The 26,146-nt window shown below is 69.2% G+C and carries 27 protein-coding genes and 1 tRNA gene; 15 read left to right on the top strand and 13 right to left on the bottom strand.

What is annotated here, in order from left to right; translation table 11 throughout:
- Nucleotides 1–77: 77 nt before the first annotated feature.
- The 5 genes from AB0I04_RS10965 to AB0I04_RS10985 are packed head-to-tail and all read right to left on the bottom strand — an operon-like array spanning nt 78 to nt 7,171.
- Nucleotides 78–2,870 (bottom strand): hypothetical protein, encoded by a 2,793-nt coding sequence (locus AB0I04_RS10965; RefSeq protein WP_360882039.1) that lies wholly within the window; start codon nt 2,868–2,870, stop codon nt 78–80.
- Nucleotides 2,867–3,985 carry an AAA family ATPase gene (locus AB0I04_RS10970; RefSeq protein WP_360882041.1) on the bottom strand — a complete coding sequence of 373 codons (1,119 nt, stop codon included), beginning with the start codon at nt 3,983–3,985 and terminating at the stop codon, nt 2,867–2,869. The genes AB0I04_RS10965 and AB0I04_RS10970 overlap by 4 nt, the downstream gene beginning before the upstream one ends.
- A gap of 11 nt (nt 3,986–3,996) precedes the next feature.
- The gene (locus tag AB0I04_RS10975; protein ID WP_360882043.1) at nt 3,997–5,301 is read right to left on the bottom strand and encodes a VWA domain-containing protein; all 1,305 of its coding nucleotides are present in this window, start codon (nt 5,299–5,301) and stop codon (nt 3,997–3,999) included.
- On the bottom strand, nt 5,298–6,686 hold the full coding sequence (locus AB0I04_RS10980; RefSeq protein ID WP_360882045.1) for a hypothetical protein: 1,389 nt from the start codon (nt 6,684–6,686) through the stop codon (nt 5,298–5,300). Before AB0I04_RS10980 ends, AB0I04_RS10975 begins: the two co-directional genes overlap by 4 nt.
- Nucleotides 6,686–7,171, bottom strand: coding sequence for a hypothetical protein (locus tag AB0I04_RS10985; protein ID WP_360882047.1), 486 nt, complete (start codon nt 7,169–7,171; stop codon nt 6,686–6,688). Before AB0I04_RS10985 ends, AB0I04_RS10980 begins: the two co-directional genes overlap by 1 nt.
- Before the next feature lie 385 nt (nt 7,172–7,556).
- Between AB0I04_RS10985 and AB0I04_RS10990 the strand changes: the two genes are divergently transcribed.
- On the top strand, nt 7,557–7,937 hold the full coding sequence (locus AB0I04_RS10990) for a hypothetical protein (RefSeq protein WP_360882049.1): 381 nt from the start codon (nt 7,557–7,559) through the stop codon (nt 7,935–7,937).
- Between the two features lie 127 nt (nt 7,938–8,064).
- Here the strand turns inward: AB0I04_RS10990 and AB0I04_RS10995 are convergent, their stop codons facing one another.
- Nucleotides 8,065–8,340, bottom strand: coding sequence for an FHA domain-containing protein (locus AB0I04_RS10995; RefSeq protein WP_360882051.1), 276 nt, complete (start codon nt 8,338–8,340; stop codon nt 8,065–8,067).
- A 157-nt stretch (nt 8,341–8,497) separates the two neighbouring features.
- Here AB0I04_RS10995 and AB0I04_RS11000 point away from each other — a divergent pair, with 157 nt between their 5' ends.
- From AB0I04_RS11000 to AB0I04_RS11010, 3 genes are all read left to right on the top strand, one after another.
- Nucleotides 8,498–8,926 carry an SRPBCC family protein gene (locus tag AB0I04_RS11000; protein ID WP_360882053.1) on the top strand — a complete coding sequence of 143 codons (429 nt, stop codon included), beginning with the start codon at nt 8,498–8,500 and terminating at the stop codon, nt 8,924–8,926.
- A gap of 228 nt (nt 8,927–9,154) precedes the next feature.
- Nucleotides 9,155–9,514: a hypothetical protein gene (locus AB0I04_RS11005; protein WP_360882055.1), complete on the top strand. Its 360-nt coding sequence runs from the start codon at nt 9,155–9,157 to the stop codon at nt 9,512–9,514.
- 168 nt (nt 9,515–9,682) lie between these two features.
- A complete protein-coding gene (locus AB0I04_RS11010) occupies nt 9,683–10,120 on the top strand; it encodes a VOC family protein (RefSeq protein WP_360882057.1) in 438 nt (145 codons plus the stop codon).
- Nucleotides 10,121–10,415: 295 nt separating this feature from the next.
- Here the strand turns inward: AB0I04_RS11010 and AB0I04_RS11015 are convergent, their stop codons facing one another.
- On the bottom strand, nt 10,416–11,282 hold the full coding sequence (locus AB0I04_RS11015; protein WP_360882059.1) for an alpha/beta hydrolase: 867 nt from the start codon (nt 11,280–11,282) through the stop codon (nt 10,416–10,418).
- A 104-nt stretch (nt 11,283–11,386) separates the two neighbouring features.
- Between AB0I04_RS11015 and AB0I04_RS11020 the strand changes: the two genes are divergently transcribed.
- On the top strand, nt 11,387–12,004 hold the full coding sequence (locus AB0I04_RS11020; RefSeq protein ID WP_360882061.1) for a TetR/AcrR family transcriptional regulator: 618 nt from the start codon (nt 11,387–11,389) through the stop codon (nt 12,002–12,004).
- Between the two features lie 213 nt (nt 12,005–12,217).
- Here the strand turns inward: AB0I04_RS11020 and AB0I04_RS11025 are convergent, their stop codons facing one another.
- Complete coding sequence (locus AB0I04_RS11025) at nt 12,218–13,138, bottom strand: RIO1 family regulatory kinase/ATPase (protein ID WP_360882063.1); 921 nt, start codon at nt 13,136–13,138, stop codon at nt 12,218–12,220.
- Nucleotides 13,139–13,819: 681 nt separating this feature from the next.
- On the opposite strand from AB0I04_RS11025, the gene AB0I04_RS11030 reads away from it, so the two are divergent.
- The 4 genes from AB0I04_RS11030 to AB0I04_RS11045 all read left to right on the top strand — a co-directional run bounded on the left by AB0I04_RS11030 (nt 13,820) and on the right by AB0I04_RS11045 (nt 17,324).
- A complete protein-coding gene (locus tag AB0I04_RS11030) occupies nt 13,820–15,073 on the top strand; it encodes an MFS transporter (RefSeq protein ID WP_360882065.1) in 1,254 nt (417 codons plus the stop codon).
- 527 nt (nt 15,074–15,600) lie between these two features.
- Nucleotides 15,601–15,957: a hypothetical protein gene (locus tag AB0I04_RS11035; RefSeq protein ID WP_360882067.1), complete on the top strand. Its 357-nt coding sequence runs from the start codon at nt 15,601–15,603 to the stop codon at nt 15,955–15,957.
- A 337-nt stretch (nt 15,958–16,294) separates the two neighbouring features.
- Nucleotides 16,295–16,573 (top strand): hypothetical protein, encoded by a 279-nt coding sequence (locus AB0I04_RS11040; protein WP_360882069.1) that lies wholly within the window; start codon nt 16,295–16,297, stop codon nt 16,571–16,573.
- A gap of 322 nt (nt 16,574–16,895) precedes the next feature.
- Nucleotides 16,896–17,324, top strand: a complete 429-nt coding sequence (locus AB0I04_RS11045) for a tyrosine-type recombinase/integrase (protein ID WP_360882071.1) — start codon at nt 16,896–16,898, stop codon at nt 17,322–17,324.
- 153 nt (nt 17,325–17,477) lie between these two features.
- On the opposite strand, the gene AB0I04_RS11050 is transcribed toward AB0I04_RS11045, so the two are convergent.
- The 4 genes from AB0I04_RS11050 to AB0I04_RS11065 form a co-directional block, all read right to left on the bottom strand.
- Nucleotides 17,478–17,553: transfer RNA gene (locus tag AB0I04_RS11050), tRNA-Ala, on the bottom strand.
- Between the two features lie 11 nt (nt 17,554–17,564).
- Nucleotides 17,565–18,332: an HAD family hydrolase gene (locus AB0I04_RS11055; protein WP_360882073.1), complete on the bottom strand. Its 768-nt coding sequence runs from the start codon at nt 18,330–18,332 to the stop codon at nt 17,565–17,567.
- Between the two features lie 43 nt (nt 18,333–18,375).
- A complete protein-coding gene (locus tag AB0I04_RS11060) occupies nt 18,376–18,495 on the bottom strand; it encodes a DLW-39 family protein (protein WP_252785262.1) in 120 nt (39 codons plus the stop codon).
- Between the two features lie 112 nt (nt 18,496–18,607).
- On the bottom strand, nt 18,608–19,624 hold the full coding sequence (locus AB0I04_RS11065) for an MIP/aquaporin family protein (RefSeq protein ID WP_360882076.1): 1,017 nt from the start codon (nt 19,622–19,624) through the stop codon (nt 18,608–18,610).
- 414 nt (nt 19,625–20,038) lie between these two features.
- Here AB0I04_RS11065 and AB0I04_RS11070 point away from each other — a divergent pair, with 414 nt between their 5' ends.
- The 3 genes from AB0I04_RS11070 (at nt 20,039) to AB0I04_RS11080 (ending at nt 22,744) form a co-directional block, all read left to right on the top strand.
- Entirely contained in the window at nt 20,039–21,067 is a 1,029-nt protein-coding gene (locus AB0I04_RS11070; RefSeq protein ID WP_360882078.1) for a GH25 family lysozyme, read from the top strand.
- Nucleotides 21,068–21,218: 151 nt separating this feature from the next.
- A complete protein-coding gene (locus AB0I04_RS11075) occupies nt 21,219–21,779 on the top strand; it encodes a methylated-DNA--[protein]-cysteine S-methyltransferase (RefSeq protein ID WP_360882080.1) in 561 nt (186 codons plus the stop codon).
- Between the two features lie 335 nt (nt 21,780–22,114).
- Entirely contained in the window at nt 22,115–22,744 is a 630-nt protein-coding gene (locus AB0I04_RS11080; protein WP_360882082.1) for an HNH endonuclease family protein, read from the top strand.
- A gap of 85 nt (nt 22,745–22,829) precedes the next feature.
- Here AB0I04_RS11080 and AB0I04_RS11085 read toward each other — a convergent pair whose 3' ends face one another.
- On the bottom strand, nt 22,830–23,810 hold the full coding sequence (locus AB0I04_RS11085; RefSeq protein ID WP_360882084.1) for a zinc-binding dehydrogenase: 981 nt from the start codon (nt 23,808–23,810) through the stop codon (nt 22,830–22,832).
- Nucleotides 23,811–23,919: 109 nt separating this feature from the next.
- On the opposite strand from AB0I04_RS11085, the gene AB0I04_RS11090 reads away from it, so the two are divergent.
- From AB0I04_RS11090 to AB0I04_RS11100, 3 genes are all read left to right on the top strand, one after another.
- Nucleotides 23,920–24,447 (top strand): XdhC family protein, encoded by a 528-nt coding sequence (locus tag AB0I04_RS11090; RefSeq protein ID WP_360882086.1) that lies wholly within the window; start codon nt 23,920–23,922, stop codon nt 24,445–24,447.
- A 172-nt stretch (nt 24,448–24,619) separates the two neighbouring features.
- Nucleotides 24,620–24,793, top strand: a complete 174-nt coding sequence (locus tag AB0I04_RS11095; protein WP_360882088.1) for a hydrophobic protein — start codon at nt 24,620–24,622, stop codon at nt 24,791–24,793.
- Nucleotides 24,794–25,080: 287 nt separating this feature from the next.
- A complete protein-coding gene (locus AB0I04_RS11100) occupies nt 25,081–25,836 on the top strand; it encodes an alpha/beta fold hydrolase (RefSeq protein WP_360882090.1) in 756 nt (251 codons plus the stop codon).
- Nucleotides 25,837–26,146: the final 310 nt, after the last annotated feature.

Below are 26,146 nucleotides of genomic sequence, written 5' to 3' on the forward strand. Positions count from 1 at the left end.
GGTCGGTCCCCTACGCCGCCACGTCCGCGCCACTCCAGCGTGACCGTCGGTCGGTCCCCCACGCGGTCACGTCCGCGCTACGCCGGCATGAGGAGCGCCGCGACCGCGCGGGCGGTCTCGCCGTGCCCGGCCAGCAGGGCGCTGACCTCGGCCTGGCCGGAGCTCGGACCCGGCCGCCATCCGGCGTCATGGCCGAGGAGCCCGGCCACGGCGTCACACGCCACCGGATGGCGGGCCACGAGCTCGGCGACCGCCCGCGCCGACGCCGGAACCGAAGCCGCCGTGTCGTGCGGGCGCGGTGCCGCGGACCACGGAGGCACCCAGGCGTCGACGGCGGGCAAGGTCGCGGGGAACGCGCGGCCTGCCTCCCGTACGAGCACCGGCACCAGTTCGGACGCCTGAGCCCGCAGCGTGGTGATCAGTTTGGGGAGCCAGGGGAGAAGCACCGGGTCCGGAAGCCGAGCGAACGCCTTGGACATCATCTCGACGACGACCGGCGCCAGGGACGGTGCGGGCTCGAGCGCCTGGACGAACCCGCTCAGGTAGAGCGGGATCGACGGGACGACGAGCGGGTTGGCGAGCAGCGCGTCGTACCGCGCGCGCAGCTCGGCGAGCGGCAGCACCCCGAGCTGCGTCTGCGCCGCCCACAGCAGCGCGACCTTGGCCGGTGCCTCCGGGTGCGACTGCTTCACGGCGAGTTCGAGCTGAGAGTGGTCACAGCCGAGCGACAGCGCGAGACTCTCCATCCCGAACAGGAATCCGAGCATCGCCGCCACTTGGCGGACGCCGGTGTCCTCGTCCACGAAGGCGGTCGGCAGCAGTGTGCAGTAGTGCGCGTATCCGGCGGTGACGAAGCGTTCGCACCACTCCGGCAACGCGGGCTCCGTCGCACGGAAGTGGGCCAGCAGCCCGCGGATGCGGCGCAGCACCTCCGGGGCGTCGTCCACCGTACGCTCGCCCGCGAGGAGCTCGACCGCCTGATGGCCCAGGTCGTCGGCGACCCGCCGGCCGTTCAGGTGGAGGAGGGCGTCCTCCACGGCCGTCAGCGCGACCGCGGCCGTCGCCTTCGGGTCCGCGACGGCCCGGCGCAGCCGCTGCTCCAGCACCTGTTCGACGGTGACGCCCTCGTACCCGAGCTCGACGATCGACCGCTGGTTACGGCCGATCGCCAGGTCCCAGCTCTCCTGGATGGGGCGTTCGCCGAGCCGGCGCGCGCCCATGATCGGGCGGACCGCACCCTCTGGCAGCAGGCGGCGCAACACCCAGAGCAGGTCGGAACAGGACCGCAGCTCCGGTTTCGCGTCAAGGTCGAGCAGGGCCCGCTGGATCGTGCGCTTGGCGAGGTCGAGCCCGAGCGGCTCCAGCCGGTCGAGCACGTCGCGGGCCAGCGGCGGGAGCGACTCGTAGCCGACCTGCCCGATCCGGTCGCCGCCGAGCAGGATCTCGCACAGGCGCCGTACGTCGCGGCGGCCCGGCACGACGTCCTTCTCGATGCAGGTGACCGCCGCGTCCTGGAAGTCGTACGGGGTCGGCCGTGCCCGCCCGCGCAGGCCCGCCAGCAGGATCGACGTCTCGAACACCGCGATCGCGTCGGCCGTGCTCGCGAGGTAGCCGTTGCGGCGGGCGAGGCGGACGATGTCGACGCACCAGCCGAGAAGCTCGTCCTCGTCCAGACCGTCCAGGGCGGGCGGCCGCGCCAGGAAGCCGGAGAGCCGGTCGGCGACCGGCTCGCCCACCGGGCGGGCGCGGACGGCCTTCGGCGGCTTCGACTCGCCCTTCTGGCCCTTGAGCCGGTACGGCGTGACGCCGCCGCGTTTGAGCGCCTTGGCCCAGGTCGCCGCGGCGACCGACACCGACCCGGGGGCCAGCCCGAACTGCGCCTCGATCGCGGAGTGGCTCGAGGGGATCAGGCCGTACTGCCAGCGGGTCGCCGTACGAGGGCTGATGTCGTACGGCGCCTCCGCGCGCAGTCCGAACTGCTCGACCCGGCTGGCCGCGTGGAAGGCGCCGCAGACGTACAGGCAGCGCTCCGGGTCGGCCCCGGACGTGGCGAGGTGCTCGCGCATCCGGGTCCACATGTAGCGCTCGCGGTCCTCGTCACGGTCGCCCCGCGCGTCCCGCTCGGGGCGGAGCCTCCGGAAGAGACTGCCGATCATGACCATGACCTGCCGGTACGTGTCATAGTCGGCACCGGTCAGCGGCTGCTCGACGTACTGGTCCCACCACTCGGACCAGTGCCGCACCTTGCCGTGGTGCAGCAGGTGCGCCTCGAGCTCGGCGAAGCGGGGACGCAGATCGCCGATCTCGATGCCGACGGCATCACCGTGCAGGGCCGCGCCCTCACCGTCGTCCGGCGAAGCGGCGCCCTCGTCGCCCGTGGGGTCGGCGGATGTGCGCGGCTCCCACTGGAACACGTGGTCGGTGGACCGGTCGACCAGGACGAGCTCGACGCCGGGGGTGTCGAGCGCGTACGCGATGGCCTGGTACTCGGCCGACGCCTCGGTGATGGGCGCCACGACACTGAGCGGCGCCCAGGCCACCGGGAAGTCGTCGAGTTCGGACGCGAACGCCTGCAGCGCGACCGGCAGCCGGCAGTTGCGCAGTTCGTCGAGGAGCGGCCGCAGGTCCTCGCACAGCTCGAGGTAGATGACCGTAGGCCGCTTCTCGCGCAGCCTGCGCGCCATCGCCAGGGCCGAGGCGGGCGAGTGATGGCAGACCGGGAAGATCTCCAGCTCCTCGCGCAGCGCCCGGTCGACGTCGCCGACCATGCCGGCCAGGATGTCGGACACCCCACCGCCGCCCCCGGCGAAGGTGGCGGCCGCGTCGAGCAGCCGCTCCCGGAGCGCCCCGAACGGGCCAGGATCACTCATGAGAGCGTGCCCAGGGCCTCGCGACCGCCCTCGAGGAATGCCTGCCAGGGCGCGCCGTCGTCCTGCTTGCTGCGCGGCTCGATCACCCCGTGCCAGAACTTGTTGAGGATCGCCAGGTCCTCCGGGCTACGGCGGGCGAGCGAGCCGACCAGCGAGCTCGCGAGCGTCTCCGCGCGGAGCGAACGGTCGCCGAAGAACTGGCTGTGCAGGATGGCGTCCTCCAGCACACCGATCTGCTCGGCCGTGGACAGCGCCGACTCCAGCTTCTCGTCGTCGCTGGTGGCCGAGGCCGCCGCGGCGCGCAGGTCGGCGAAGCTCTGCAGCAGGATGTCCAGCAGCGCGGGCGGCACGTCCAGCTCGATCCGGTGCCGGCGCAGCAGCTCGGTCGTACGGAAGCGGACGATCTCCGCCTCGCTGCGCTTGCTCGTCACCACCGGGATGCGGACGAAGTTGAACCGCCGCTTCAGCGCGGACGACAGGTCGTTCACGCCCCGGTCGCGGCTGTTGGCCGTGGCGATGATGGAGAATCCCGGCTTGGCGAAGACGATGTTGTCGTCGTCGAGCTCGGGGATCGAGACGTACTTCTCGGACAGGATGGAGATCAGTGCGTCCTGGACGTCGCTCGTCGACCGGGTCAGCTCCTCGAACCGCCCGATCACCCCCTGCTCCATCGCCGTCATGATCGGCGACGGAATCATCGACTCGCGGGACTGACCCTTGGCGATCACCATCGAGACGTTCCATGAGTACTTGATGTGGTCCTCGGTGGTGCCGGCCGTCCCCTGCACGACCAGCGTCGAGTTACGGCAGATGGCCGCCGAGAGCAGCTCGGCGAGCCAGCTCTTGCCGGTGCCGGGATCGCCGATCAGCAGCAGGCCGCGGTCGGAGGCCAGCGTCACGATGCTCCGCTCGACGAAGCTCCGGTCGCCGAACCACTTCTGCGGGATCTCCCGGTCGAGCCCGTCCGACGGCTCGGAGCCCAGGACGAACAGCCGGACCATGCGGGGGCTCAGCCGCCAGGAGAACGGCTTGGGCCCGTCGTCGACGGACTCCAGCCAGTCGAGCTCCTCGGCGTACTTGACCTCGGCCGGGGCGCGCAGCATCTCATCGGTCATCGTTCGTACTCCTAGTCGAGGAAGTTCTTCAGTTCGAAGACGAGCTTGCGGATGTGTCCCGAGATGACGGGTGTGCCGAGGGCCTTGAAGCGCTGGCGGAACCAGGGGTTCACGCTCTCGTGCCCGGAGCTGTTCACCGAGCCGACCGGGATGAACTTCACCCCGGAGCGGTGCACCGCCTGGATGCCGTCGAACAGCGGCTGCGACCGGTCGAACTCGTAGAAGTCGGAGATCCACACCAGCACGGTGTTGCGCGGATCGGTGATCTTCGGCCGGGCCATGGCCATGGCGACGGGCCCGTCGTTGCCGCCGCCGAGCTTTGTCCGCAGCAGCACCTCGAACGGGTCGTGCACCCAGGGCGTCAGGTCGAGCGCGCGCGTGTCGTACGCGATCAGGTGGACGTCGACCTTGGGCAGGCCCGCGAAGATCGACGCCAGGATCGTGCAGTTCACCATCGAGTCGACCATCGACCCGGACTGGTCGACGACCACGATCAGGCGAGCGGGCGTGGTGCGCTTCGCCGTCTGCCGGTAGAAGAGCCGGTCGACGTACAGGCGCTCCTCGTCGGGGTCCCAGTTGGTGAGGTTCTTCCAGATGGTGCGGTCGAGGTCGAGGTTGCGGAACACCCGCTTCGGCGGCACCGACCGGTCGATCGTGCCCGCGCTGGTCTGCTCGACCTGGGTGCGCAGCACCTCGGCGACCTCGTCGACGTAGCGGCGGATCAGCGCCTTGGCGTTGGCCAGCGCCACGCCCGAGAGGTTCGCCTTGTCGCGCAGCAGCTGCTCGATGAGCGACATGCTCGGCGTCAACTGGCGGGCCAGCACCGGATCGGCAAGCACCTCACGCAGCCGCATCCGGCTGACGAGGTCGCCCTCGAGCCCCGACAGCACACCGGACAGCTCCCCCGCGCCTTCGTCGCCGAGCGCCCGCTTGAGCCAGCCGGCGTCCTGCTGCCAGTCGGCCAGTTGTGTCGCGGTCACGCTGCCGGATCCGGTCGCCATGACGTTGAGCAGCAGCTTGGACACGAGCGCGGCCCGGCGTACCCGCTGATCGTCGTCTCCGGGGGCCATCAGGCCCGCCAGCTCGTCCCTCAGGTCGGGGAAGCGCTGGACGAGGTTGTCCACCGACACCGAAGGGTCGAGGAGTGCGGGCGGCAGCCCGATGTCCTCGACGATCGCCACACTCGCGGCCTCCAGCGCGGGCTGCTCCTCGTGGTCGAACATCCGCGCCAGGAGCCGCCAGTAGAGGACCTGCCGCCGACTCTCCTCTGCGGCGTCGGAGTCGCTCGACGCCGCGTCAGGGGTGTGCTCGCTCATTTCCGCAGCAGCCTTCCCGCGCGTTCACGCAGCACCGCGACCGCGTCGCCGGCCTTCGCCTCGGCCTTGACGACCTTCGGATCGGTCGGGCCGAGCGCCCAGTCGCCGGTGTGCGCCTCGACGGCCTTGCGCTTGACCGTCGCCTGCACCGCGAGCGGCTGCAGCAGCCATCGGCCGTCGTCCCAGCGGAGCAGGCCGATGCAAGCCGACGAGGCGGCCACCAGCTCCGGCGTCACCGGGCCACAGCCCGGCAGCCGGTCCAGGTCGACGGTCAGGGTCTTCCCGTCCAGCTCGAGCACGCCGCCGTCCACGGCGTACCCCTCCAGCAGGACGGGCTCGGCGATGCGGACGGGATGCCGCTCGAGAGGAGGTGCGGCCGGCGCGAGCGCGTCCGCGAGCCGGAGCCGGGCCGTCGCGAACGGCTCGGCCGGCTCCCCGAGCGTGGCCTCGCCGTCCCGCCACAGCAGGTCGCCACCCGCCGTGACGGGCAGGTCCGTGAGCTCCACACTCCGGTGCTCGGCCAGCGCCTTCAGCAGCACGGGATGCCCGTCCAACAGCCGCCACAACGCCGGTCCGACGATCGTGTCGACCTTCGCGGCGGCGACGCTCGTCCGTACGAGCCGGGGCGAGGAACCATCGGCGGCCTCGAGGATCGCGTGCACCTGAATCTGAACGGCGGTGCCGTGCTCATGCACGTCGACCCCGAGCGGGAGGAACCGTCCCGACACCACACCGACAGGCTCGGCCGCTCTCTGGGCACCGGGCTGCGACAGCAGCAGGGCGCGCGCCCACAGGTCGGCCCAGCGCCGGGCGGGCACCCGGTCCATCGTCGCGACCGGGCACGAGGCGCGCAGCTCCGCGGCCAGACCGTCGAGCAGCACCGCGAGCCGTCGCCGGCCGGGCTCGGCGAGCAGCGCGGAGATGGCCTGGTCGGAGGCCGACACCAGATCATGGTCGACTCCCCGCCACCCGGTGATGGCCAGCTCCTGCAGCCAGGACCGGCTCGCCCCGAGCGGACCGTCGGCCGCCGACGCGGACGGCGTCCCGTCCCACGACGCTCTCGTACGGCCGAGCGCGGTGTCGAGCCGGTCGAGCTGCGCGTCGTGCACCGCCCCGACCAGCGCCGTACGCGCGCCGGCGAGCACCGCCAGCTGCTCGTCTCCGATCGAACCCGCCGTGACCTTCTCCACGGCCTCGCCCACCGCCGGCCCGAGCGGAGTCTCGCCCAGCGCCCCGGCCACGGCCGCGAGGTGCCCGGCATGCTGCTCATCCAGCCGGGCGAAGCCATATATAAGGGCCGCGTCGAACCCGGCCACCAGATCCAGGGTCTCCTCGACCCCCGGCACCGCACCGTCGAGCAGGGCCGCCAGCTGCACACCGAGCATCAGCGCACCGCCCCCATCGCCGGGAACCAGTGCAGCTCGTCGATGGGCTCCGTGGTGTCCGGGAGCTCCAGGTAGGCCAGGTGCCGCAGGAAGCGGCTGAAAACCACGGCGGCCGGCGCGGGCTCCGGCGAACCGTCCAGCCGGCTCATCAGATCCTCTCCCTCGCCCACGTCCACCCGCAGGTACCGGGCGACGCGGTCGAGGCCGTACTGCAGCACCGCCTCATCGACGAGCGCTCGCAGGTGCTTGCACGGCGCGCCGTGGAGCCCTCCGCAGGGCCGGTTGTTGTTCGTTCCGCAGCTGTAGCCATGGGTGCGCGCCGCGATCGACGACACGTAGACGCGGGCGATGTCCGATCCGCTGGACACGACGCCCTGCAGCCGCCCGTCCGCGAGTTCGACGAACGGCACCTTCGCCAGCTTCCGCGGCCGGACCGGCGGGACGACCCGCACGACGCTCCGCCGCTCCCGCTCCTCCACGGTCATCGCCGGCGCCCTTCCACCCGCGCCCGGCACGGCCGATCGCGGACCGGCGACCAGTCCCAGAACAGACCTGGGGACTGCGCGGACCGTCTCACCGCCCGGCCCGTACGCGCGCCTTCGCGTCGGCCGGAGACAGGGTTCGACATGGGGGAAGCCTCTCTTTTCGGGGACCCGCGAGGAGAGCATGGCCGACCCCGGTGACATTTCCCGGCACCTCGATCACGGGGGCCGAAGGTGTCGGTGGCAGGTGCGATGATCGGGCCCGTGGCGGCCGATGAGGTGTGCCCCCGCGGATGGCGAACCGTACGGGGAGCGGGCGCGTCGAAGATGACGGATCGTGTTTCGTCGGCTGGCTCAGCGACGCTCGGCGAGCGGGAGGATTCTCGCGATGGACGTGACGGCGGTGTCGGAGGCGGTGGCCCTGATGGCGGCCACCGGTGCGGTGTCGGGAGTGGCGGAGCACACCGCTCTGGGCGTGGTCGCCCGCATCCGAGAACGGGTACGCGCGGTCTTCGACACGGACGCACGGTCGATCGACGCGCTGGAACAGGCCGTCGAGCATCCGTCGGACGAGGCGCGGATCGGCGAGCTGACTGCGGCACTGACCTGGTACGCCCGGCGCGACGAGGGCTTCGCCGCCGAACTCGCCGAATGGGCTGCCGAATACGCGCCCACGGGATCGGTCGTCCAGAACGTCCGCGCCGGTCGTGACGCCTACATGGCGGGCCGCGATATGACGATCAATCAGCGACGCGACCCGTCGGAGTAGCCGGCGACGGCGACCTCCCCGGACACCGGCACACCGGGTTTCTGTCGATCGGCCGTCAAGCCTCGCCGGCGAAACCGAGGGCTGCCAGCCTGAGTCGGGACAGACCGATGGTCGTCCCCATGCCGCATCAGATCGGGACCATGATGAGCGTCGTATCTCCGAGGCGTACGCGGTCGCCCTTTTCCAGCCGGACGGTCCCTTGCAGTCGGCCGTTGACGCGGACACCCCTCAGGGAGCCCATGTCCTCGACCCGCCAGCCGGTCTCGTCAGGAACGACCAAGGCGTGCACCGGGCTGGCGTCCTCGTCATAGAGGACCAGATCGCAGTCGGAACGCGTGCCGATGACGAAGCGGTCGTAGAAGACGGACGTGATCCCGGCAAGTCGTACGGCTATGGCGGGCATCTGCCCATTCAACACATGCGGCCGGTGAGCTGTCCGGCGGGCGCGGATCTTCGGCATGGTCCGCGCATGCCAGGAGCGATTGACGATCTTTCGTGCCCCGACCTTGGTTCGCACTAGGTTGATCGCGACATTTCCCCTTCGGAAGGAACTCGGCGTCATGGTTTCCATCCGCCACGAGATCGTGATCGACGCCGCGCCTGAGCACATCTGGGACGTGCTGCGGGACGTCGGCGCGGTGCACAAGCGCCTCCTGCCCGGCAGGGTGGCCGACACTCGGCTCGAAGGTGATCAGCGGTTCCTCACCTTCCCGGACGGGCACGTGATCCGCGAGCTGATCGTCGCCATCGACGACGACGCCCGCCGCCTGGCGTACTCCGTCGTCGAAGGCGCGCGTCCGGCAACCGAGCACCACCACGCCTCATTCGAAGTCCGCGCCGAGGGCGACCGGGCAGGCCGGCTGATCTGGACCACCGACGTGCTGCCGCACGCGCTCGCGGCCGAGATCCGGATTCGGATCGAACGCGGCGCGGTCGAGATGAAGCAGGCGATCGAAGCGACAGCACCGGCCGTCGCCGATCCAGCCTGATCGCACGCTCATCGCACGGCCAGAACGTCGCCGCGCTCGTCCGCAACTTCTGGCGGGCCGGCTACCGCAACGTGATCGCGGGGAGCTTCATCAGTAATTACGAGCACGGAGACCGGTACAGCGCGGTCATCGGCCGACGTGACCCGCCCGGCCGGCCGGCATGGCCAGTACACCGTCGTTGAGCTGATCGGGCGTTAGGTGTTGCCGGGGGGCTTCTATCATCGGCCCGTGCCGTACGAGATTGAGACATATCAGCCGTATGCGGCATCGCGCGTTGTTGAGATCGATGAGTTGCCCAGCTTGTACGTTCCGGATCATGAACCCGTGTTCGCGTACGGCAGCGGTGGCGAGGATGTGCTGATCGTTTCGGTCCACGATGAGTTCAGTACCGTTTCGCTGCTGCACGACCGAACGTGGTACTGGCTTGAGGAGTCGCCGGATACCGACCTCGTTGAGATCGTGCTGTGCGGGCAGGAGGCATGGGTCCCTGCCGGTGTCATGGTTCGGCCCGAGACCGGGCTCGCTGCGCTACGGCTGGCCCATGACGTCTCGCGGCTCCTGACCCAGTTCATGTGGCGAGAACAATGAGCCTTTATCCATCGCTATGACGCCATAGCCAACGTTACGTTGCCGGCGGCCGGCGAAGCGGAGATCGACGGACAACGGCGCACTGACCCGGCTTTTTCGCGGTACGTACAGCGGCGGCCCTTGTCAGATGTGCGCGGTATGGTCCGCGCATCTCGACGAGGAGGATCCATGGCGATCGAGTGGAGTCTGACGATCGACTGTGCGCGGCCGGCGAAGTTGGCGGAGTTCTGGGCGCTGGCCTTGGGATATGTGCAGGCGCCGCCACCGGTCGGATTCGGAAGCTGGGAGGAATGGTTCACGCACTGCGGCGTTCCGGAGGAGGAGCGGGATCAGGGCGCATCCCTGTCCGACCCGGACGGTGTGGGCCCCAGACTGTCATTCCTGCAGGTGCCGGAGCCGAAGGTGGTGAAGAACCGAGTGCACCTGGATGTTCAGGTCGGCGGAGGTCGCGCCACGCCGTGGGAGGTGCGATGGCCGCGCGTGCTCGAGGCGGTCGATCGATTGACCGCCGCCGGTGCAACCGTGATACGCGAATATCAGCTGCAGGGTAAGCCCGACCACATGCTGATGGCCGACCCTGAAGGAAACGAATTCTGCGTGCTTTGAGGCCCATATCGACCTGAGACTTGTGACGAAAACAGATCCTGGGGAAGCGTGCGAATCCTGGCCGCCCCCGGCGCTGACCTGCTCCGCCATGTGATCGCCGGTGACGCCTGATCGCCGAGGCTGATGGCCCGGGCTGCATCCCGTCTGCCGTCGGTCTCCTCCGGGGAGCGCGCGAGGGCGCCCTCTCAGCTGCTCGAGTGCCGCATCGGGCAACGTTCGGCGGCGAAGTCCTCGCTCACCTCGTTGAGTTGCGCGATATCCACGCGCGTACCCCAGAGAAGGTGGTTTTCCGCGGTCAGCTCTGGTCGGTGGTATCCCAGTGGCGACGGATGTGCGGGGCGAGTTCGGCCGCGCGCTCATGCGGGAAGAAGAGCTTCCCCCCGGCGATCTCGACCAGGTCACGCGCGCCGGGGATGGTGTCGTGCAGCCAGTGCGCCCACTTCATGTCGAAGAACTCGTCGTCGGTTGCCCAGACGATCAGTGTCGGGGCGCGCAGTGCACGCAGAGCCGGCTCGGCGGCGAGCAGGTCGTCCGGTCCGAGCCTGGCGATCAGTTCCTGGAAGCGCGCGGCGGTCGCCGGGGTGCCCATGACCGGTTCGAGGAACGCGTCGACCAACTCGGCGCTCAGGAACTGCTGGTCCTGGTAGCCGCTTGCGAAGATCGCCCGGGCGGCGGCGGGGTCGCTGAGGATACCCGGAGCCGCCGCAGCGAGTTGGCCGGCGCGGGCCGCCTCGACGGTGGCGGCCAACCCGGCCGGCGGGATGTTGTCATGCGTCTCGCAGTTGGTCAGGGTCAGCGTGCGGATCAGTTCGGGATGGCGGGCGGCGAGCACCTGAGCGATCGCGCCACCGGTGTCCTGGGCGACCAGGTCGACCTGGTCGAGACGCAGGCGCGCGCAGACGTCCGCGAGGGTGTCGGCGAACGCACCGACGGTGAGTTGGTGTTCAGGCGCGGCTGGGCTCTGGCCGTGCAGCGGGAGATCGATGGCGATGCAGCGCCGCGTGTCGGCGAGCAGGGGGATCAGGTTGTGCCACAGGTAGGCGTTGGTCGCCACCCCGTGCACGAACAGTGCCGCCGGACCGGTACCGATCTCGACATAGCTCACCTCCCCGGATCGGGTGCGAACGGTGTGGCGGTTGTCGTCGAACCCGGGCAGGAACATCGGCTGCCTCCGTGATCGTAGAGTGAACGTCGGTAACATCAAGAAACCGACTGACGGTCTAGAAGCTATAAACCGACTATCGGTTTGTCAACGGGAGCATGCGCATGGATCGACGCGTTGACCGCGGGCAGGCGACGCGGCAGCACCTGATCGAGGTGGCCACGGAGTTGTTCGCCGACCGCGGCTATGAAGGCACTTCGATCGAGGCCGTCCTAGAGCGGGCCGGGGTGAGTCGCGGATCGCTGTATCACCACTTCCCGGGCAAGGAGCGCCTGTTCGAGGCGGTAGTGGAGGCGGTCCATACGCGAGTCGGTGAAGCCACGCTTGCCGCCGCCACGGCGAGCGGGGCGACTGAGGCTCACGGCCTGCTCAAGGCCGCTGAGCTGGCTTGGATCCGGCTCGCCGGCGACGCGGTCGTGCGCCGAATACTGCTGATCGACGCACCGACCGTGCTGGGCTGGCGTCGCTGGCGCGCCATCGAAGAGCAGTACGGCCTGGGCATGCTCAAGACCGTCCTACAGGAGGCCGCCGATGCCGGTCGCGTGCCGGCTCAGCTTGTCGAACCGTTCGCGCACATCCTGCTGGCCGCCGGCAACGAGATGGCATTGGTCATCGCCCTGGCCGACGACGTAGCAGCCGCCCAGACCACTGCCGAGGCCGCCGTCGAGGAGTTCCTCAACCGCATGTTGCAGCCGACCGAATCCGAGAACACCGAGACTTAGACCAGAAACGCGGAAGTCACCCGGTTGGACACTCACGCCCCGTCTCGCGCCGCTGAGACGGGGCGTTCGCCGGTGGAGCCACGGGGATTCGAACCCCGGACTTTCTGCGCAAATCATGCCGGGTACGCCCCACATGGCCGCTGGCTCGGCATGGCCAGAGGTTATCCCCACCGCTCCCATTTCCTAGCCGACCTGGATGGCCGATAGCCCCAGCTAGAACACCATCGAGAGCAGATCGGCGAACAGTTCCTGCTCATCGACCTCCAGGCCGCGGTTGGTGAACCAGGTGGCCATGTTGTGGCAGTCGCGCATCAGGAAGTCCATACCCTTGGGGTTGCCGACGATGTCGACCACCTGCGGGAGGTCGATCATCACGATCCGCTCCCCCTGGGCGAGGACGTTGTACGGCGACAGGTCGCCGTGCGCCAGCCCGGCGCGGGCCAGCTCACGCATCCCGCCGCGGAGCAGCTCGAAGTACTGACCTAGCAGTTCCTTCGGCGGCCGGACCTGGGCGAGCCGCGGCGCGGCACCGCCCTCGCCGTCATCGATGAACTCCATCAGCAGCTCGGTCCCGTCCACCTGCACGGGGTACGGCACCGGAACGCCGGCCTTCCAGAGCCGGTTGAGGGCATCCCATTCGGCGTACGCCCACTGGCCGGCCGCGACACTGCGCCCGTGCGCGGTCTTCTTCGCCATCGCCCGGCTGTCCCGGCTGTTGCGGGTACGGCGGCCTTCGACGTACGCCGTACTGCGGTGGAAGGACCGGTGTTCCTCGGTGCGGTACCGCTTCGCGGCCAGCAGCGAGGACTTCGCCGGGTTGTCGCCGATGGCCTCGACGGCCCGTTCGAGCAGGAAGACGTCCGCTTCCTTACCGGTTTTGAGGACGCCGAGCTCGGTATCGATCGCAGCCTGTTCCGTCACAACCCACGAGGGGCGTGGTTCCGGGCCGCGAGAGCCGCGCTCGACGTCCAGCCAGGTGGTCCACCGCTGATCCGGCCTTAGCTCCTCGTCGATCGAGTGGAACTGGAAGACGTACGCGTCGGCCGGATCTAGTTGGGACTCGTCGCTGGTGAAATCGGCCCAGCGGGAGTCGAGGTCGGAGTAGCTATCAGAGCGTTCGTACTCGGAAGGCAACGGAGGTGCTCCTGAACGGTGAGGTGGGACTGATGCGGACATGCCGCAGCACAGTGATGGCCATCCGTCAGCCCTCCTTAGGTCCAGGCAGCGCTCGCCGCCGCTCGGTGCTCCCACGATGCCCGCCGTACCAGGAACCTCGCAACGTATTTACCGCCGCTGGGACCGCGCAGTCGGTCCGGAGCCGCAGCTGACGCGCTCGACGCGCAGATCGCGGCGGGCCTGCCGGACGATGACGATGATGATCCGGCTGGCACGCTGGTCCCGGTGGCCTGTTGGCACGTTAATTGCACGACACCCCCGTCCCCTGATCGGGACGGGGGTGTTTTGGCTGGTGGAGCCACGGGGATCGAATCCCGGACTTCCTTCGTGCAAACAAACCTTACGGCTTGCCGGTTCTCCGCGAGCCTCGCAAGTTGCGCCGCGTGTCTGGCGCCCGCATACTGCGGTGCGTAAGGGCCGACCACGGAGGTACAGCGATAATTACCAAGGCCATCCACGCCGCCGCGTCATCCGCGCGATTCGCCTGAGCCTGGATCTTCTTCCATCCGTCCAGTCTGGAGCAACAGCCCATAGGAGAGGCTGAGCGCAGGCGTATACGGGTTGCTTCAGGGCCTTCGCGCGCGGGACGCCGCGGCTGCAGCGTTCAATCGTCGCAGCTCCGCGTGGAGGCCTTCTGTTATGCCTGTTTTCTCCGGTGGCCGCCGTATCCCGGCCCACCCGGTTCGTCCTTCGTTCCGTGATCCGCGCTTCGCCCTCCTGCTGGTCGGCCAGTCGGCCGGCTGGGTCTGCAGCTGGGCGGCGTCCCTTGTCCTGTGGGGATTCGCCGCCTACCACTTCGGCGCCAACCCGGCGGGCGTCTCGCTCACGGCTCTGTGCTGGTCGGGTCCGCCGGTAGTACTCACCGCGTTCACCGGCGGTCTCACCGACCGGTTCGGCCCGCGGACCATGCTGATCATCGGCTACACATGCTCCGCCGCCACGTCGCTGGGGATGTCCGTCTCGGGATCGCTGACGTCCCTGGACATCATGGCACTCGCCTGCGGTGCCGCCCGGTCACTGTGCAGCCCCGCGAGCAGTGCGCTCCCGACACGAATCGTCGAGTCCGATGACTTGCTCGCCGCTAACTCCCTCCTCGGCGTCACCGCCTCGATCGGGCAGGTAGCAGGGCCGCTAGCGGCCAGCGTCCTCATGGCCGCCACGGGATTCCGGATCGCGTTCATCGCCGACGCCACCATGTACCTGGTGGGCGCTCTGGTCCTCATCCCGCTTCCGGTTCTCCCGCTGCCGGAGGAGCCTCGGAATGCCGGGGCAATGGCCACCAGGCGTCCGGCGTATGGGCTGTCGTGGTTCCGCACCGCCACGGCGGGCGCGGTCGCAGTAGCCCGGGAGCCGGGACTGCGCGCTATCGCGTTGGCCCGGATGGGGGTGATCTTCACGTCCGGGGCGTTCCTGGTCATCGAGCCGCTTTACACACGGCACGTGCTGCACCAGCCGTCGTCCCAGTTCGCACGGTTCGAGGCAGCGACCGGGATCGGAGCGGTCGTGACTGGGCTGCTGCTCCCGGTCATTCGCCGCCGAGTACCGGGGACCCGGTCGCCAATGTGGCTCCTGACGGCAGGAGCGGTCAGCTGCGGGCTGGCGGCGGCGCTGTTCACGGGCACGGAGTGGGTTCTCGTTGCCTACCTCGGTGCGTTCGTCTGGGGTGTCTGCGGCACCGTGTTCTACGCGGTCGCGGCCACAACCTTGCAGCGGCTCGCCCCCGCGGCGAAATTGGGCCGGGTCTCGGGTGTGATCTCCACGGCCGAATCCACAACGGAGAGCCTGAGCATGCCGGTAGCGGGCGCACTCGTGGCCGTCGTCGGCCTTCAGCCGGGCGCGCTCCTCTTGGCAGCGGTAGCCGTCGCGGCCGGGGCGGTGTGCCTGCTGAGATAGTCGGAAACCCGACTTCGCGCTCGTGCCCGGTCTCTACACACTGCCGGGTATGAGCGCGCCACCTGCTCAAGGCTCCTGCGTCACCTGGGTCAACGAGGCTAAAACGGCGTACTCGATTCGCAACTGGTCGGGCAGACCAACACCGTCGTCACGGAGACGGTCTACCGGAAGCAGCTCCGCCCCGTCATCCAGGAGGGAGCCACCGCCATGAACGACATCTTCCCGGCAGGCACGAGGGAGGCTTAGTCACCCAGTTAGACACTCGCGCCCCGTCTCGCGTCGCCGAGACGGGGCGTTCTGGCTGGTGGAGCCACGGGGATTCGAACCCCGGACTTCCTGCTTGCAAATCATGCCGATCTTGCCCCATACGACCGCTGACCTGGGCGGTCATGTGTCCGCCAGTGACCGCTGCAGACCCTTGATCACCGTGGCTAATTGCACGCTAATTGCACGCGGCTGGCGCGCTGGACGCCGCTGCCATCACCGTCGTCGGGAGCGCGATCGCTCCTACCGCTAGCGTCCCGACCATGGAGCTGCCCGAGCTGGCGGATCTGGTTTGGCTCTTCGAGGACGAACCGACGCCAGAGTACGAAGACATGACTTGGCCTGTCGGCCTTCACTCATTCCGGCTCCGGCGCGGAGCTCGTGAAGTGATCTTCTCGTTGGACCCCACATCCGGCGAGGTGTACCTGAGGATCTCAGACGGTGGCGAGGATGTCGTCTCGCTCGGCAGGCTCCGGTCGCTCGAAGGTCTCACCGTCGAGAAGCACGGAGAACGTGAGGGTCTGGTTCTCCGGTTCGCGCGTGGTTTTGATCCGCTACGGCTGGAGACTCGGCCGATCATCCGCCTCTCATGGGACGTCATGCCGCTCGGGGCATGGTGACTGACGCGACCTCGCGCACCAACCCACCCGCCGGGTCATCCCCTCTGCCTTCGTCCCACCCCGTAGGGCCTGGTCTGCTGGGCTTTGCCTGGGACGGAGGCAGAGGGGATGACCCGGCTTCCACCTCAACCACTGACCACCGTTGCACCGTGTCGGCGTGGGGTCCATCCCCGAGCCTGAGCGCCCCCGCCGGAGGCGTTCGAACGGATCCTCTCTGGCGCCGGGGAGCCGCTGGGCTGGTCTGACCGCTGGAGTCATTGCGGGACGCTGCCGGGCGCGGACTGTTGTGAGCGATGGCCTCGCCATAAGGGTGAGTCATCTGACCAGAGGAGAAACCATGAAGCTTCCGATGCTCGTCGCCACGGGCAACGGCGAACTGGCGGCCAAGGCGCACACCGGGTTCGGCCTCATCGGGTCGTTCGCGGGGTGGGTTCAGGCGCTCCCGTGGTGGGTTCTGCTGCCGGTGGGACTCGTGTCATTCGGCGCCTTCATCATGATGGGCGTCCTGGCCATGGTCCTGGGCCAGACGGGAGACGAACACGCTGGGCTTGTCGGCCTCGGTGCGGTGACGTCCCTGGGCGTCGCGTTGTTCCTCCTGCTCTCATTGCCGTTCTGACCGGGATCGGCGCACATCACTCAGGTATCTCGCCCCGGTCCGTTCTAACGGATCGGGGTTTCGCCGTCTCGCCGGGTGTTCGACCGGGCAGCCAGTTCTGGACGCCTTGATCCACCCTCTGGCGGGGACGAGCAGGCCAGGGTGTGGCGTCTGCCGGCGGCCCTGCGCCCGTCCCGTGAGCACGATTCGGCCAGATGATGCTGGAGGGAAATCCGCGGTTGGTTCTTCGTCCGCTCGGCCGCCCGATCGGCGCGGCCGGAGGGACCGGCGCCCACGCCGCACGCCCGTAGGGCGTGCCGGAGCGGGCGGCCTGCGGCGGCGCTTGCGCCGTCGCCTTGACCTTGAGGCCCGGACCCTGCGTGTCCGGGAACAGCTCATCGAACTCGATGGCGGGCAGATGGTCCTCGGGCCTCCCAAGTCCCGCGCGGGCAAGCGGGTCGTGAGTTTCCCGGCCGTGATCGTCCCCGCGCTGGCTGAGCACCTGGACGCCTACGTCGGAGACGACCCGGATGCGTTCGTCTTCCTCGGGGCCAAGGGCGGGTTCCTTCGGGGCAGTAGCTTCCGCCGCGCCGCAAGCTGGAACTGGGCGCTCGCCGAGATGGGGTTGTCCGGCCTGCACTTCCACGACCTACGCCACACGCGCAACACCCTCGCTGCCCAGAGTGGGGCGAGCCTGGCGGACCTCAAGGCTCGGATGGGCCAGGACAGCGACCGTGCCGCGCTGATCTACCAGCATGCGACCCGTGGCTGACCGCCGGATCGCTGACGCGCTCGACGCCCAGATCGCGGCGGACCTGCCGGAGGATGACGACGATGGCCCGGCCGGTGCGCTGGTCCCGGTGGCCTAATTGCACGTTAGTTGCACGACACCCCCGTCCCATGATCGGGACGGGGGTGTTTTCGCTGGTGGAGCCACGGGGATTCGAACCCCGGACTTCCTGCTTGCAAAGCAGGCGCTCTGCCAACTGAGCTATGGCCCCTGGAGATCGTCCTACAGCCTACCGGGGGAGGAGGAGTGCCCGCTCGCCATGGTGCCATGTGATCGCCGTGGATCGTCATGGGCAGGCCCCCGGAAACCCTCGACGATCATGGGGAGCTCGGCGATGCTGCCGATCACGTGGGTGGCGCCGGCGGTCTCCAGGCGGGTGCGGTCGTGGGCGCCGGTGAGGGTGCCGGCGACGATTGAGGCGCCGGAGCGGCGGCCGCTGCGCATGTCGCTCTCGGTGTCGCCGCAGACGGCGATGTGGCGGACGTCGTCGACCTTCACGTTCAGCGCGGCGGTGAGGATCATGTCGGGGTACGGGCGGCCGCGGCCGCCCGCGTCGGCGGGGCAGAGGAGCAGGTCGGCTCGTTTCCACCAGCCGAGGGTGTCGATGATGTGGCCGAGTGTCCGGCTGCTGAAGCCGGTCATCAGGCAGATGCGCACGCCGGACGCGGCGAGGGCGTCGATCGCCATCTCGGCGCCGGGTATCGGAGAAAGGCCGACGCGGTCGATGATCGAGTCGTACGCCTGCTCGAACGCGTGGTTGGCCGCCTGGGCGCGGTCTTCGTCGGCGAAGACTTCGCGGAAGATGTCGAGTTTGGACCTGCCTCGTGCGGCGTGCACGCGGGTCATGGCCCGGTTGTAGGTGTCGGTGCCGGAGACGATGCCCTGGGTGGCCAGTGCCTCGCTGAAGGCACGCTCGCCTATCCCGTCGTCTGTGACCGTCGTACCGGCGAGGTCAAGACAGGCGAGCGTGATTCGCGACTCGTCGCCCACGCCCGCCCCCCGTTTTACCTCGCCGGCACGTTGAAAACATCTCTCAGCTGTCGGACGACGTCGCCTCGGTCCACAGGTCCAGCTCGGCCCGGTCCTGCTGAAGCCGGCGCCAAACCGCGAATCCACCGAGGGCGACCAGCGCGAGAACGATGAGCTTCTTCACGATGGGAACCCCTTCAAACCTCGACTAGCACTGCCCTCGCAGCCTAGCAATCGTCCAGATGACCCGCGCCGCTTCCCCCAGCGCGTCATCGATCATCTCGCACGCCGTGGGTCTACCGCGCATGACGGGACCTTCTGGTTCCCGCCGGGCGTTCGGAGGTGCGGTCACCGGTGCGTTCCGTTGGCCGGCCTCGGGCCTCCTCCGGCTCGGGTTCGGGGACCCGTCCCGGCTCGGGCTCCACCGGGAACGCCGCGCGGGCGGTGAGCACCTGCCCGATGAAGAAGTCGTAGAAGAGGATTCCGAGGATGCCTCCGATCAGGGGGCCTGCGATCGGTATCCACCAGTAGTTATCGAACCATTGGAAACGCCCGGGCAACGCGATCGGTCCCCACCCCAGCGCATAGCTGAAGAGGCGCGGGCCGAAATCGCGGGCCGGGTTGATGGCGTATCCGGCGTTGACGCCATAGGTCAGCCCGATCCCCGCGACGACCAGCCCGATCAGCAGCGGCGAAGTGTTGCCTTTCGGTGCGAGGTTCCGGTTGTCGATCAACGCTGCGACGAGCGCGACGAGGATCGCGGTGCCGACGATCTGGTCGACGAACGGACCGCCCCAGGACCCGTTCCAATATTTCGCGGGGAAGGTCGCGAATATCGCAAACGTGTCGAGCGACTGACCCCTCGTGGTGTGGTGTGTGCTGTTGAACCAGTCGATGGCGCCCCAGTACACCGCGTAGACGAGGGCAGCACCGCAGAACGCACCGGTGACCTGCGCGAACCAGTACGGGACGACCTTTCGCCAGGGGAAGCCGCGGCGCAACGCGAAGCTCAGGGTGACCGCCGGGTTGATGTGCGCTCCGCTCACCCCGCCGGCGGCGTACACCGCGAAGGCGACGCCGAACGCCCAGCCCCAGATGATGATGAGCCAGTTGGCGGGGCCGAAGGGAGCGAGGGCGAGGTTCTGCCGGCCGGAGCCGGGAAGCCCTGCGACGGCGAGTGCGACCGAGCCGTCACCGAAGAGGATCAGGATGAAGGTGCCGAAGAACTCGGCGAGGAGTTCTCCGCCGAGCCGGGCCCGTAGCCGCCCGAACGGGATGTCGCTGGGACGTCGAGCCTCTCCCACAGTCGCCATGGCCGATCGCGTCTCCTCTCCGGGAGCGGATCACCGCCGTCACGGAGCGGCCTCTTCGGCGTGAATCCGTTCCCCGCGGGATGCGAGGGCCGGCCGATGCCGATGGACCAACCGACGGCGGCGGCCAGCGGAGGAAGCAGACACTGACAGCACAGGAAGACGCGGCCGCCGGCGAAACACCCCCGCATATCCGCACGACCTGCAACAACTCATGACTTACCCCCCTCGCTGTCCGCTCAAGCCACCGTGCTCTCCCGGCACGCCGTACGCGGCAACGCGAAGGCGACCTCGGCCGACCGCCCGGATACGGCCGCGCCGATTCCCCCGGCGAGTCGCGGATCATCTGGATGGCGCGGTTGTTCCGCGCCACACCGGGCATTTGATTCAAACTCCCGATATCCGGCGGAGGAGAGCATGCTGAAGGGCATCGACGTCTCCAGCTATGAGGGCACGGTCGACTGGGACGCATGGAAGCGCAAGGGCCTGGCGTTCGCCGTCGCGAAGGCGACCGAGGGCCGTACGATCCGGGATTCGAAGTTCGCCCGGAACTGGAGTGAACTGCGGCGAATCGGCCTGGTCCGCGGCGCCTACCACTTCGCGCACCCGGGCAACGACGCGAGCGCCGAGGCGGACTTCTTCCTCAGCACCGTACGGGCGCGGGGACTGGAGGCCGGCGATCTCCTGGTGCTGGACCTCGAGCGGACCGACGGGAAGTCCGCCGCGCACGTCTCCTCGTGGGCGCGAACGTGGTGCGCACGAGTGGCGAAGGCGGTCGGCTGCGACCCCATCGTCTACACGTTCCTGTCCTTCGCCCAGGACGGGAACTGCGCCGGACTCGGCGGCCACCCCCTGTGGATCGCCGAACCGTCCCGTCCCGCGGGCAAGCCGCGAGTTCCGGCGCCGTGGAAGCACTGGTTGCTACACCAGTACGACGTCGACCCGATCGACACCGATGTGGCGAACGTCTCCACGGCCGCGGCGCTTCGCGCGTACGGGATCGGCGGGCGGGACGAGACGGCCATCGTCGTCAGTCTCGGAGCGGGCCGGGACCAGAGCGTCGCGCCCGGGGCGACGGAGTCGATCGAGTGGCACACCGAGTACACCGACCGGCACGGCGTGCACGCCGCCGACGACTCCTCGGTGATCGTCGACGCACCGTGCTGGGTCGTGGGGGATGCCCTCGTACGGGTGTCCGGGCTGCGCCCCGACGATCCGGTGGACATCATGTGGACACGGATGACGCGGGACGGCACCGCGGTGAAGGATGACGCGTGGCGCGTGACCTACCGCGCCGACCCCACGGGCGGCCTCACGGTCTCGCACTCAGGTCAGGTGGGGATCGCCGGTGACGTGCGGTTCCGCCTCCGCGTCCACAATCCGAACCCGTTGCCCATCACGGTGTCCGGGTCGACGGTGGCAGGCCTCACCTTCCTGGCGTACTGAGCGACGACCGATTCTCCACTGCCTGTGGAAAACTCGCCGCCTCATCACCCAGCGCGCCCGGTATCCACCCGTGCGCCCACTAAGTTGTCCACAGCCCCTGTGGATAACTTGTCGATGGTCGCGTGGTGATCATCACGAGTAGTGTCACCGCATGCACGTCGACAGGTCCCTGGCGTGGGTCACCGTGCGAACCCCTCTTCCCACGGGCGACCTGCGGGTCGCCGTGACGGACCGGGGAGTGGTCGCGGCGGGCTACACCGCCGAGGGGGTCGCCGGGCTCCCCGCCGGGCCGGAGATCCCGAATCCGTCCGACGACCGCCGGGCCGCGGCCGTGGTGAGCCGGATCACCGAATACTTCGCCGGCCGGTGCCGGGAACTCGACCTGCCGATCGACTGGCGGTCGACCTCGGGGATCCAGTCGGCCGTCCTGCGGACGCTCCAGCGGACGGTCGGCTACGGCAAGACCATCACGTACGGGGCGCTCGCCGAACGCAGCGGTGTGTTCGAGGAGCCGGCCGAGCCGGGATACGCCGCCCGTACGGTCGGCACGATCATGTCGACCAACCCGATCTCCTTGCTCGTGCCGTGTCACCGGGTCGTCGCCGCCGACGGGCTCGGCGGGTTCGGATCGGCCGGTCTCGACGTCAAGCGCTGGCTGCTGACATTGGAAGGCGTCCTGCCGCCCACCCTCGACTGGACGGGGCCGGGCTGACACGGCTCGCCCCTCCGGCCCGCCGTACGGACGTCTCGTCCCCGTCGCCCTTCCGCCCGCCGTACGGACGTCTCATCCCCGTCACCCTCCGGCCGCCCCCTGCCGCCGTCCCACCGTCCCCTGTGGCCGTGCGGGCGTCTCGCCGGTGCCCCAGAGCCGTTCGTCCAGGTCAGGCAGCACATTCCGAGCACTGACACAGCTCGCAAAGCTCCGCAAATGAAGTTTGTTAGCTGTTTTCCTCACATATTGCCATTTTGGATTCACTTACCGCTTGCTCCGGCGTGGCTCTGGGGAGCGACTCTCGCGCGTGGGAAGCCCCAGAGAGGAGATTGCCCGTGAAGCGCGCGATCGCCGTCACCGCCCTCCTGCCCGCACTGCCCCTCCTGTCCGTCGTCCTCGCCACCCCCGCCTCCGCCGCACCGCCACCCCCGCCGAGCACGACGACCGTCAAGAAGGAACTCGCCAAGCTGAAGGTCCGGCGAGAAGGCTCGCTGTCCGGGTACAGCCGGGCGAAGTTCCCCCAGTGGATCGACCAGGGCCACAACTGCAACACCCGCGAGGTCGTGCTGAAGCGCGACGGCGCGAAGGTCCGGGTCGGCTCCGACTGCTACCCGACCAAGGGCCGCTGGTACAGCCCGTACGACGGGAAGTACCTCACCAACCCCCACAAGGTCGACATCGAGCACCTCGTGGCGCTCGCGGAGGCCTGGCGCTCCGGAGCGCGCTACTGGACCACCGCGAAGCGCCGTGCCTTCGCCAACGACCTGAGGCATCCGGAGCTGTGGACCGCCGACGACCCCATCAACCGGCAGAAGGGCGGCAAGGACCCGGCACGCTGGCTGCCGCCTCGCCAAGCCTTCCGTTGCACGTACATCCGGGCCTACGTCAACGTCAAGTACGTCTGGGGCCTGTCCGTGGACTCGGCCGAGAAGAAAGCGATCAGCGCGGTCCTCAAGCACTGCTGAGGCCGTACGGGCCCGCCCTGACGGGCGGCCGCCCGTACACGCACACCTCTGGACCGCCCGCCCTGCTCAGGGCGGGCGGTCCCCCTCACGGCACCAGCACCACCTTGCCGACGGTGGCGCGCGCCTCCAGTGCCCGATGCGCCGCTGGGGCGTCCTTCAACGGGAACGTCTGCACGGCGGGCACCAGGCGCCCTTCCGCCGCCTCCGCCAGTGCCCTCTCCTGAAGGCCGCGCAGGCCGCCTGGGCGGCGGAAGATCCCCGGACCGAGCGCCACGGAGGCCGACAGGCTGCGCTTGAACAGGTCGGCCGCGGTGAACCGGACGGGTTCGCCCGCGGACCAGCCGAAGAGGACGAGCCGTCCACCGGGCGCCAGCAGGTCGAACGCGGCCTGGCCCGCCTCGCCGCCGACCCCGTCCAGCGCCAGGGTGACCCCGCGGCCGTTTAGGGACTCCCGGACCCGGTCGGTCCAGTCGGGCGCCGTGTAGTCGGCCGCGACCGTCGCCCCCGACTCCCGTACCCGCGCGACTTTGGCCTCGCCGCCGGCCACACCGACGACCGTGGCGCCGATGTTCCGCGCGGCCTGGACGAGCAGTGTGCCGATCCCCCCGGCGGCCGCCGTCACGAGCACCACGTCGTCCGCCGTCGGCCGTGCGACGTCGAGGATGCCGATCGTCATCCGGCCGGTCCCGACCATCGCCACGGCGGCGCCGTAATCGAGCCCGTCGGGGAGGGGGTGCAGGTCGGCGACGTTCGCGACGGCACGTTCGGCGTATCCGCCGCTCGCCATGCCGAGGTGGACCACCACGCGCCGGCCGAGCCAGGACTCCTCGACACCGTCGCCGAGCTCGTCGACGATGCCGGCCACCTCGCGCCCGGGCGTCATCGGCAGCTCCGGGAGCCCGAAGGGCCCCTCGTACGAGCCCCTGCGGAGCATCGTGTCGACCAGGTGCACCCCGCACACCCGTACGGCGATCCCGACCTGACCGGCGGTGGGCCGTGGATCGGGGACCTCCTCGTACCGCAGGTTCTCCGGCGGCCCGAACTCTTGCTGACGGATGGCGTGCACAGGGTTCTCCTCATTCGGTCGGTACGTGCGCGTCCACCCTGCAACCTCAACCATGATTCAGGTCAACGCACCGCTGACCGAGCGGGCCGAACGGTGCGAGACTGGCGACATGGCCGACGACCACGAGCACGACCCCGCTTGTGCCGCCGCGCACGGTCAGGCGCCCGGCGGAGCGGACGACCGTACGCTCATCGCCGTGTTCGCCTCTCCGGTGGCCGACTTCCTGGTGCGGTTCGGCTCGGAGCTCGGATTCCGGTGCCTGCTGCTGGAGCCCGACGCGGAGCGGGCGGCGGTCGTGGCCCCTGACTCGGCGGAGGTGGTCACCGCCCCACCGTCCGACCTCGACGGTACGGCGGACGTCGTCGTCACCGACCATCACCGGCCCGAACTCGGACTCATCCTGCGCGACCTGCTGACCCGGCGGGTCCGGTGGATCGGCGTGATGGGCAACCCGCGCCATCCCGGACCGCACGTACGCCTGCTCACCGACCTGGGCGTTCCGGCGGAGGACATCGCCCGCGTGCACCGGCCGGTCGGGCTCAACATCGGCTCTCGTACGCCACCGGAGATCGCCGTCGCCACACTGGCCGGGCTCCTCGCCGACCGCAACGGACGGCCCGGCGGCTTCGCCTTCTGATCCCCGACGACACCGGCGTTCCGCGGGCCGGTTCGCGCCCTGAGTTCACGCCCTGAGTTCACGCCCGCACAAATCGTTGTTCTCAGCTGCATTCCCCCTGATCCGGCAGCGTTCATGTTTAGCCCGATTCCTAATGGTGATGAAGAAAGCGCCATCCCGAAAGGAGAATGAAATGGGCATCGTGATCGCGGTTCTGATCCTCGCGCTTATCCTCGGCGGCGCCGGCTTCGCCGTCCACGTACTCTGGTACATCGCGCTCGCCGTCCTGGTGCTGTGGCTACTGGGCTTCGTCCTCCACGGCTCCGAGGCGGCCGGCGGCCCGCGCCGTCGCTGGTATCGATGGTGACCCCGACCTCCCCCTCCTGACCTCCGACGACCGCCTCTCCATCGGAGCGGGCGGTCGCCGAAATGCGGGCCGGGCAACAGGTTTTCCGTACGTCGCGGCACGCTGAACGGTGCCGGCATTTCGCTTCTTCGGAAAGCATTGAAAATCAACGGTCAATTACGAAGAAGTGGCGAGCACACCCGTCCCGTGATCTTGATGGACAAGCCCCGAACGACCCTGATGGATGAGACGTGTGACGCTCATGAGATAGTCGGCGACGACTGCGTCCCCCAGAGGAAAGCCGTGGCATGACCGACCTTCCCGCCCAATGGTTCGAGAGCTACGACGGCACCAAGCTCGCCTATCGCGAGCTGGGACATGGCCGGCCCGTGGTGCTGATCCACGGCTACTTCTCCACCGCGACGGTCAACTGGGTCCGCTACGGCCACGCCGCCGCGATCGCGGCGCGCGGCCATCGCGTGATCATGCCGGACCTGCGCGGGCACGGCGACAGCGGCAAGCCGCACGACTCCTCCGCCTATCCGCCCGACGTGCTGGCCGACGACGGCTTCGCACTCATCGACCACCTCGGGCTCACCGACTACGACCTCGGCGGTTATTCGCTGGGCGCCCGGACGACCGTACGGATGCTGACCCGCGGTGCGGCACCTCGCCGGGCGATCCTGGCGGGGATGGGGCTGGAGGGCATCGTCGACACCGGCCAGCGCGGCGATCACTTCCGTCGAATCCTCACCGGCCTCGGCACGTTCGAACGCGGCACGTCAGAGTGGATGGCGGAGGCCTTCCTGAAGACGGTCGGCGGCGACCCGGTGGCGCTGCTCCACGTCCTCGACACGTTCGTCGACACGCCACGCGAGGAGCTCGGCCGGATCGAGGTGCCGACCCTCGTCGTCATGGGCGACAAGGACCGCGACAACGGATCCGCCGAGGCGCTGACCGAGGCACTGTCGAACGCCCGGCACGCCGTCGTGCCCGGCGACCACATGAGCGCGGTCACCAAACCGGACCTCGGCACGGCGATCGCCGGCTTCCTCGACGAGTAACCTGCGGCTCCGCCCTCGCGGCCCCAGGGGGCCCCTGGGGAGTCCTGAGCGCCCCGCCAAGGGCGTTATCCGGGTGCCCGCGAGACAGCGGGCATTCAGGTCAGTACGCGGCGCTCCGCGACGTCGTACTCGGCCACGGACGCCGCGAGCATCGCCGCGCTCTGCTCCCCACTCGGGCCGCTGCCGCGAAAGGTGGTGAGCGCGAGTCCGAAAATCCGTTGCAGGGCAATGTGATCATGGATGCATGCGGGTGAGATTTCCTCGGCTGCCGGACGGCAAGCGCTCGTACAGCGTGGTGGAGCGTTCGGAC

Source organism: Actinoallomurus sp. NPDC050550 (genome assembly GCF_040655075.1).
GTDB lineage: Bacteria > Actinomycetota > Actinomycetes > Streptosporangiales > Streptosporangiaceae > Actinoallomurus.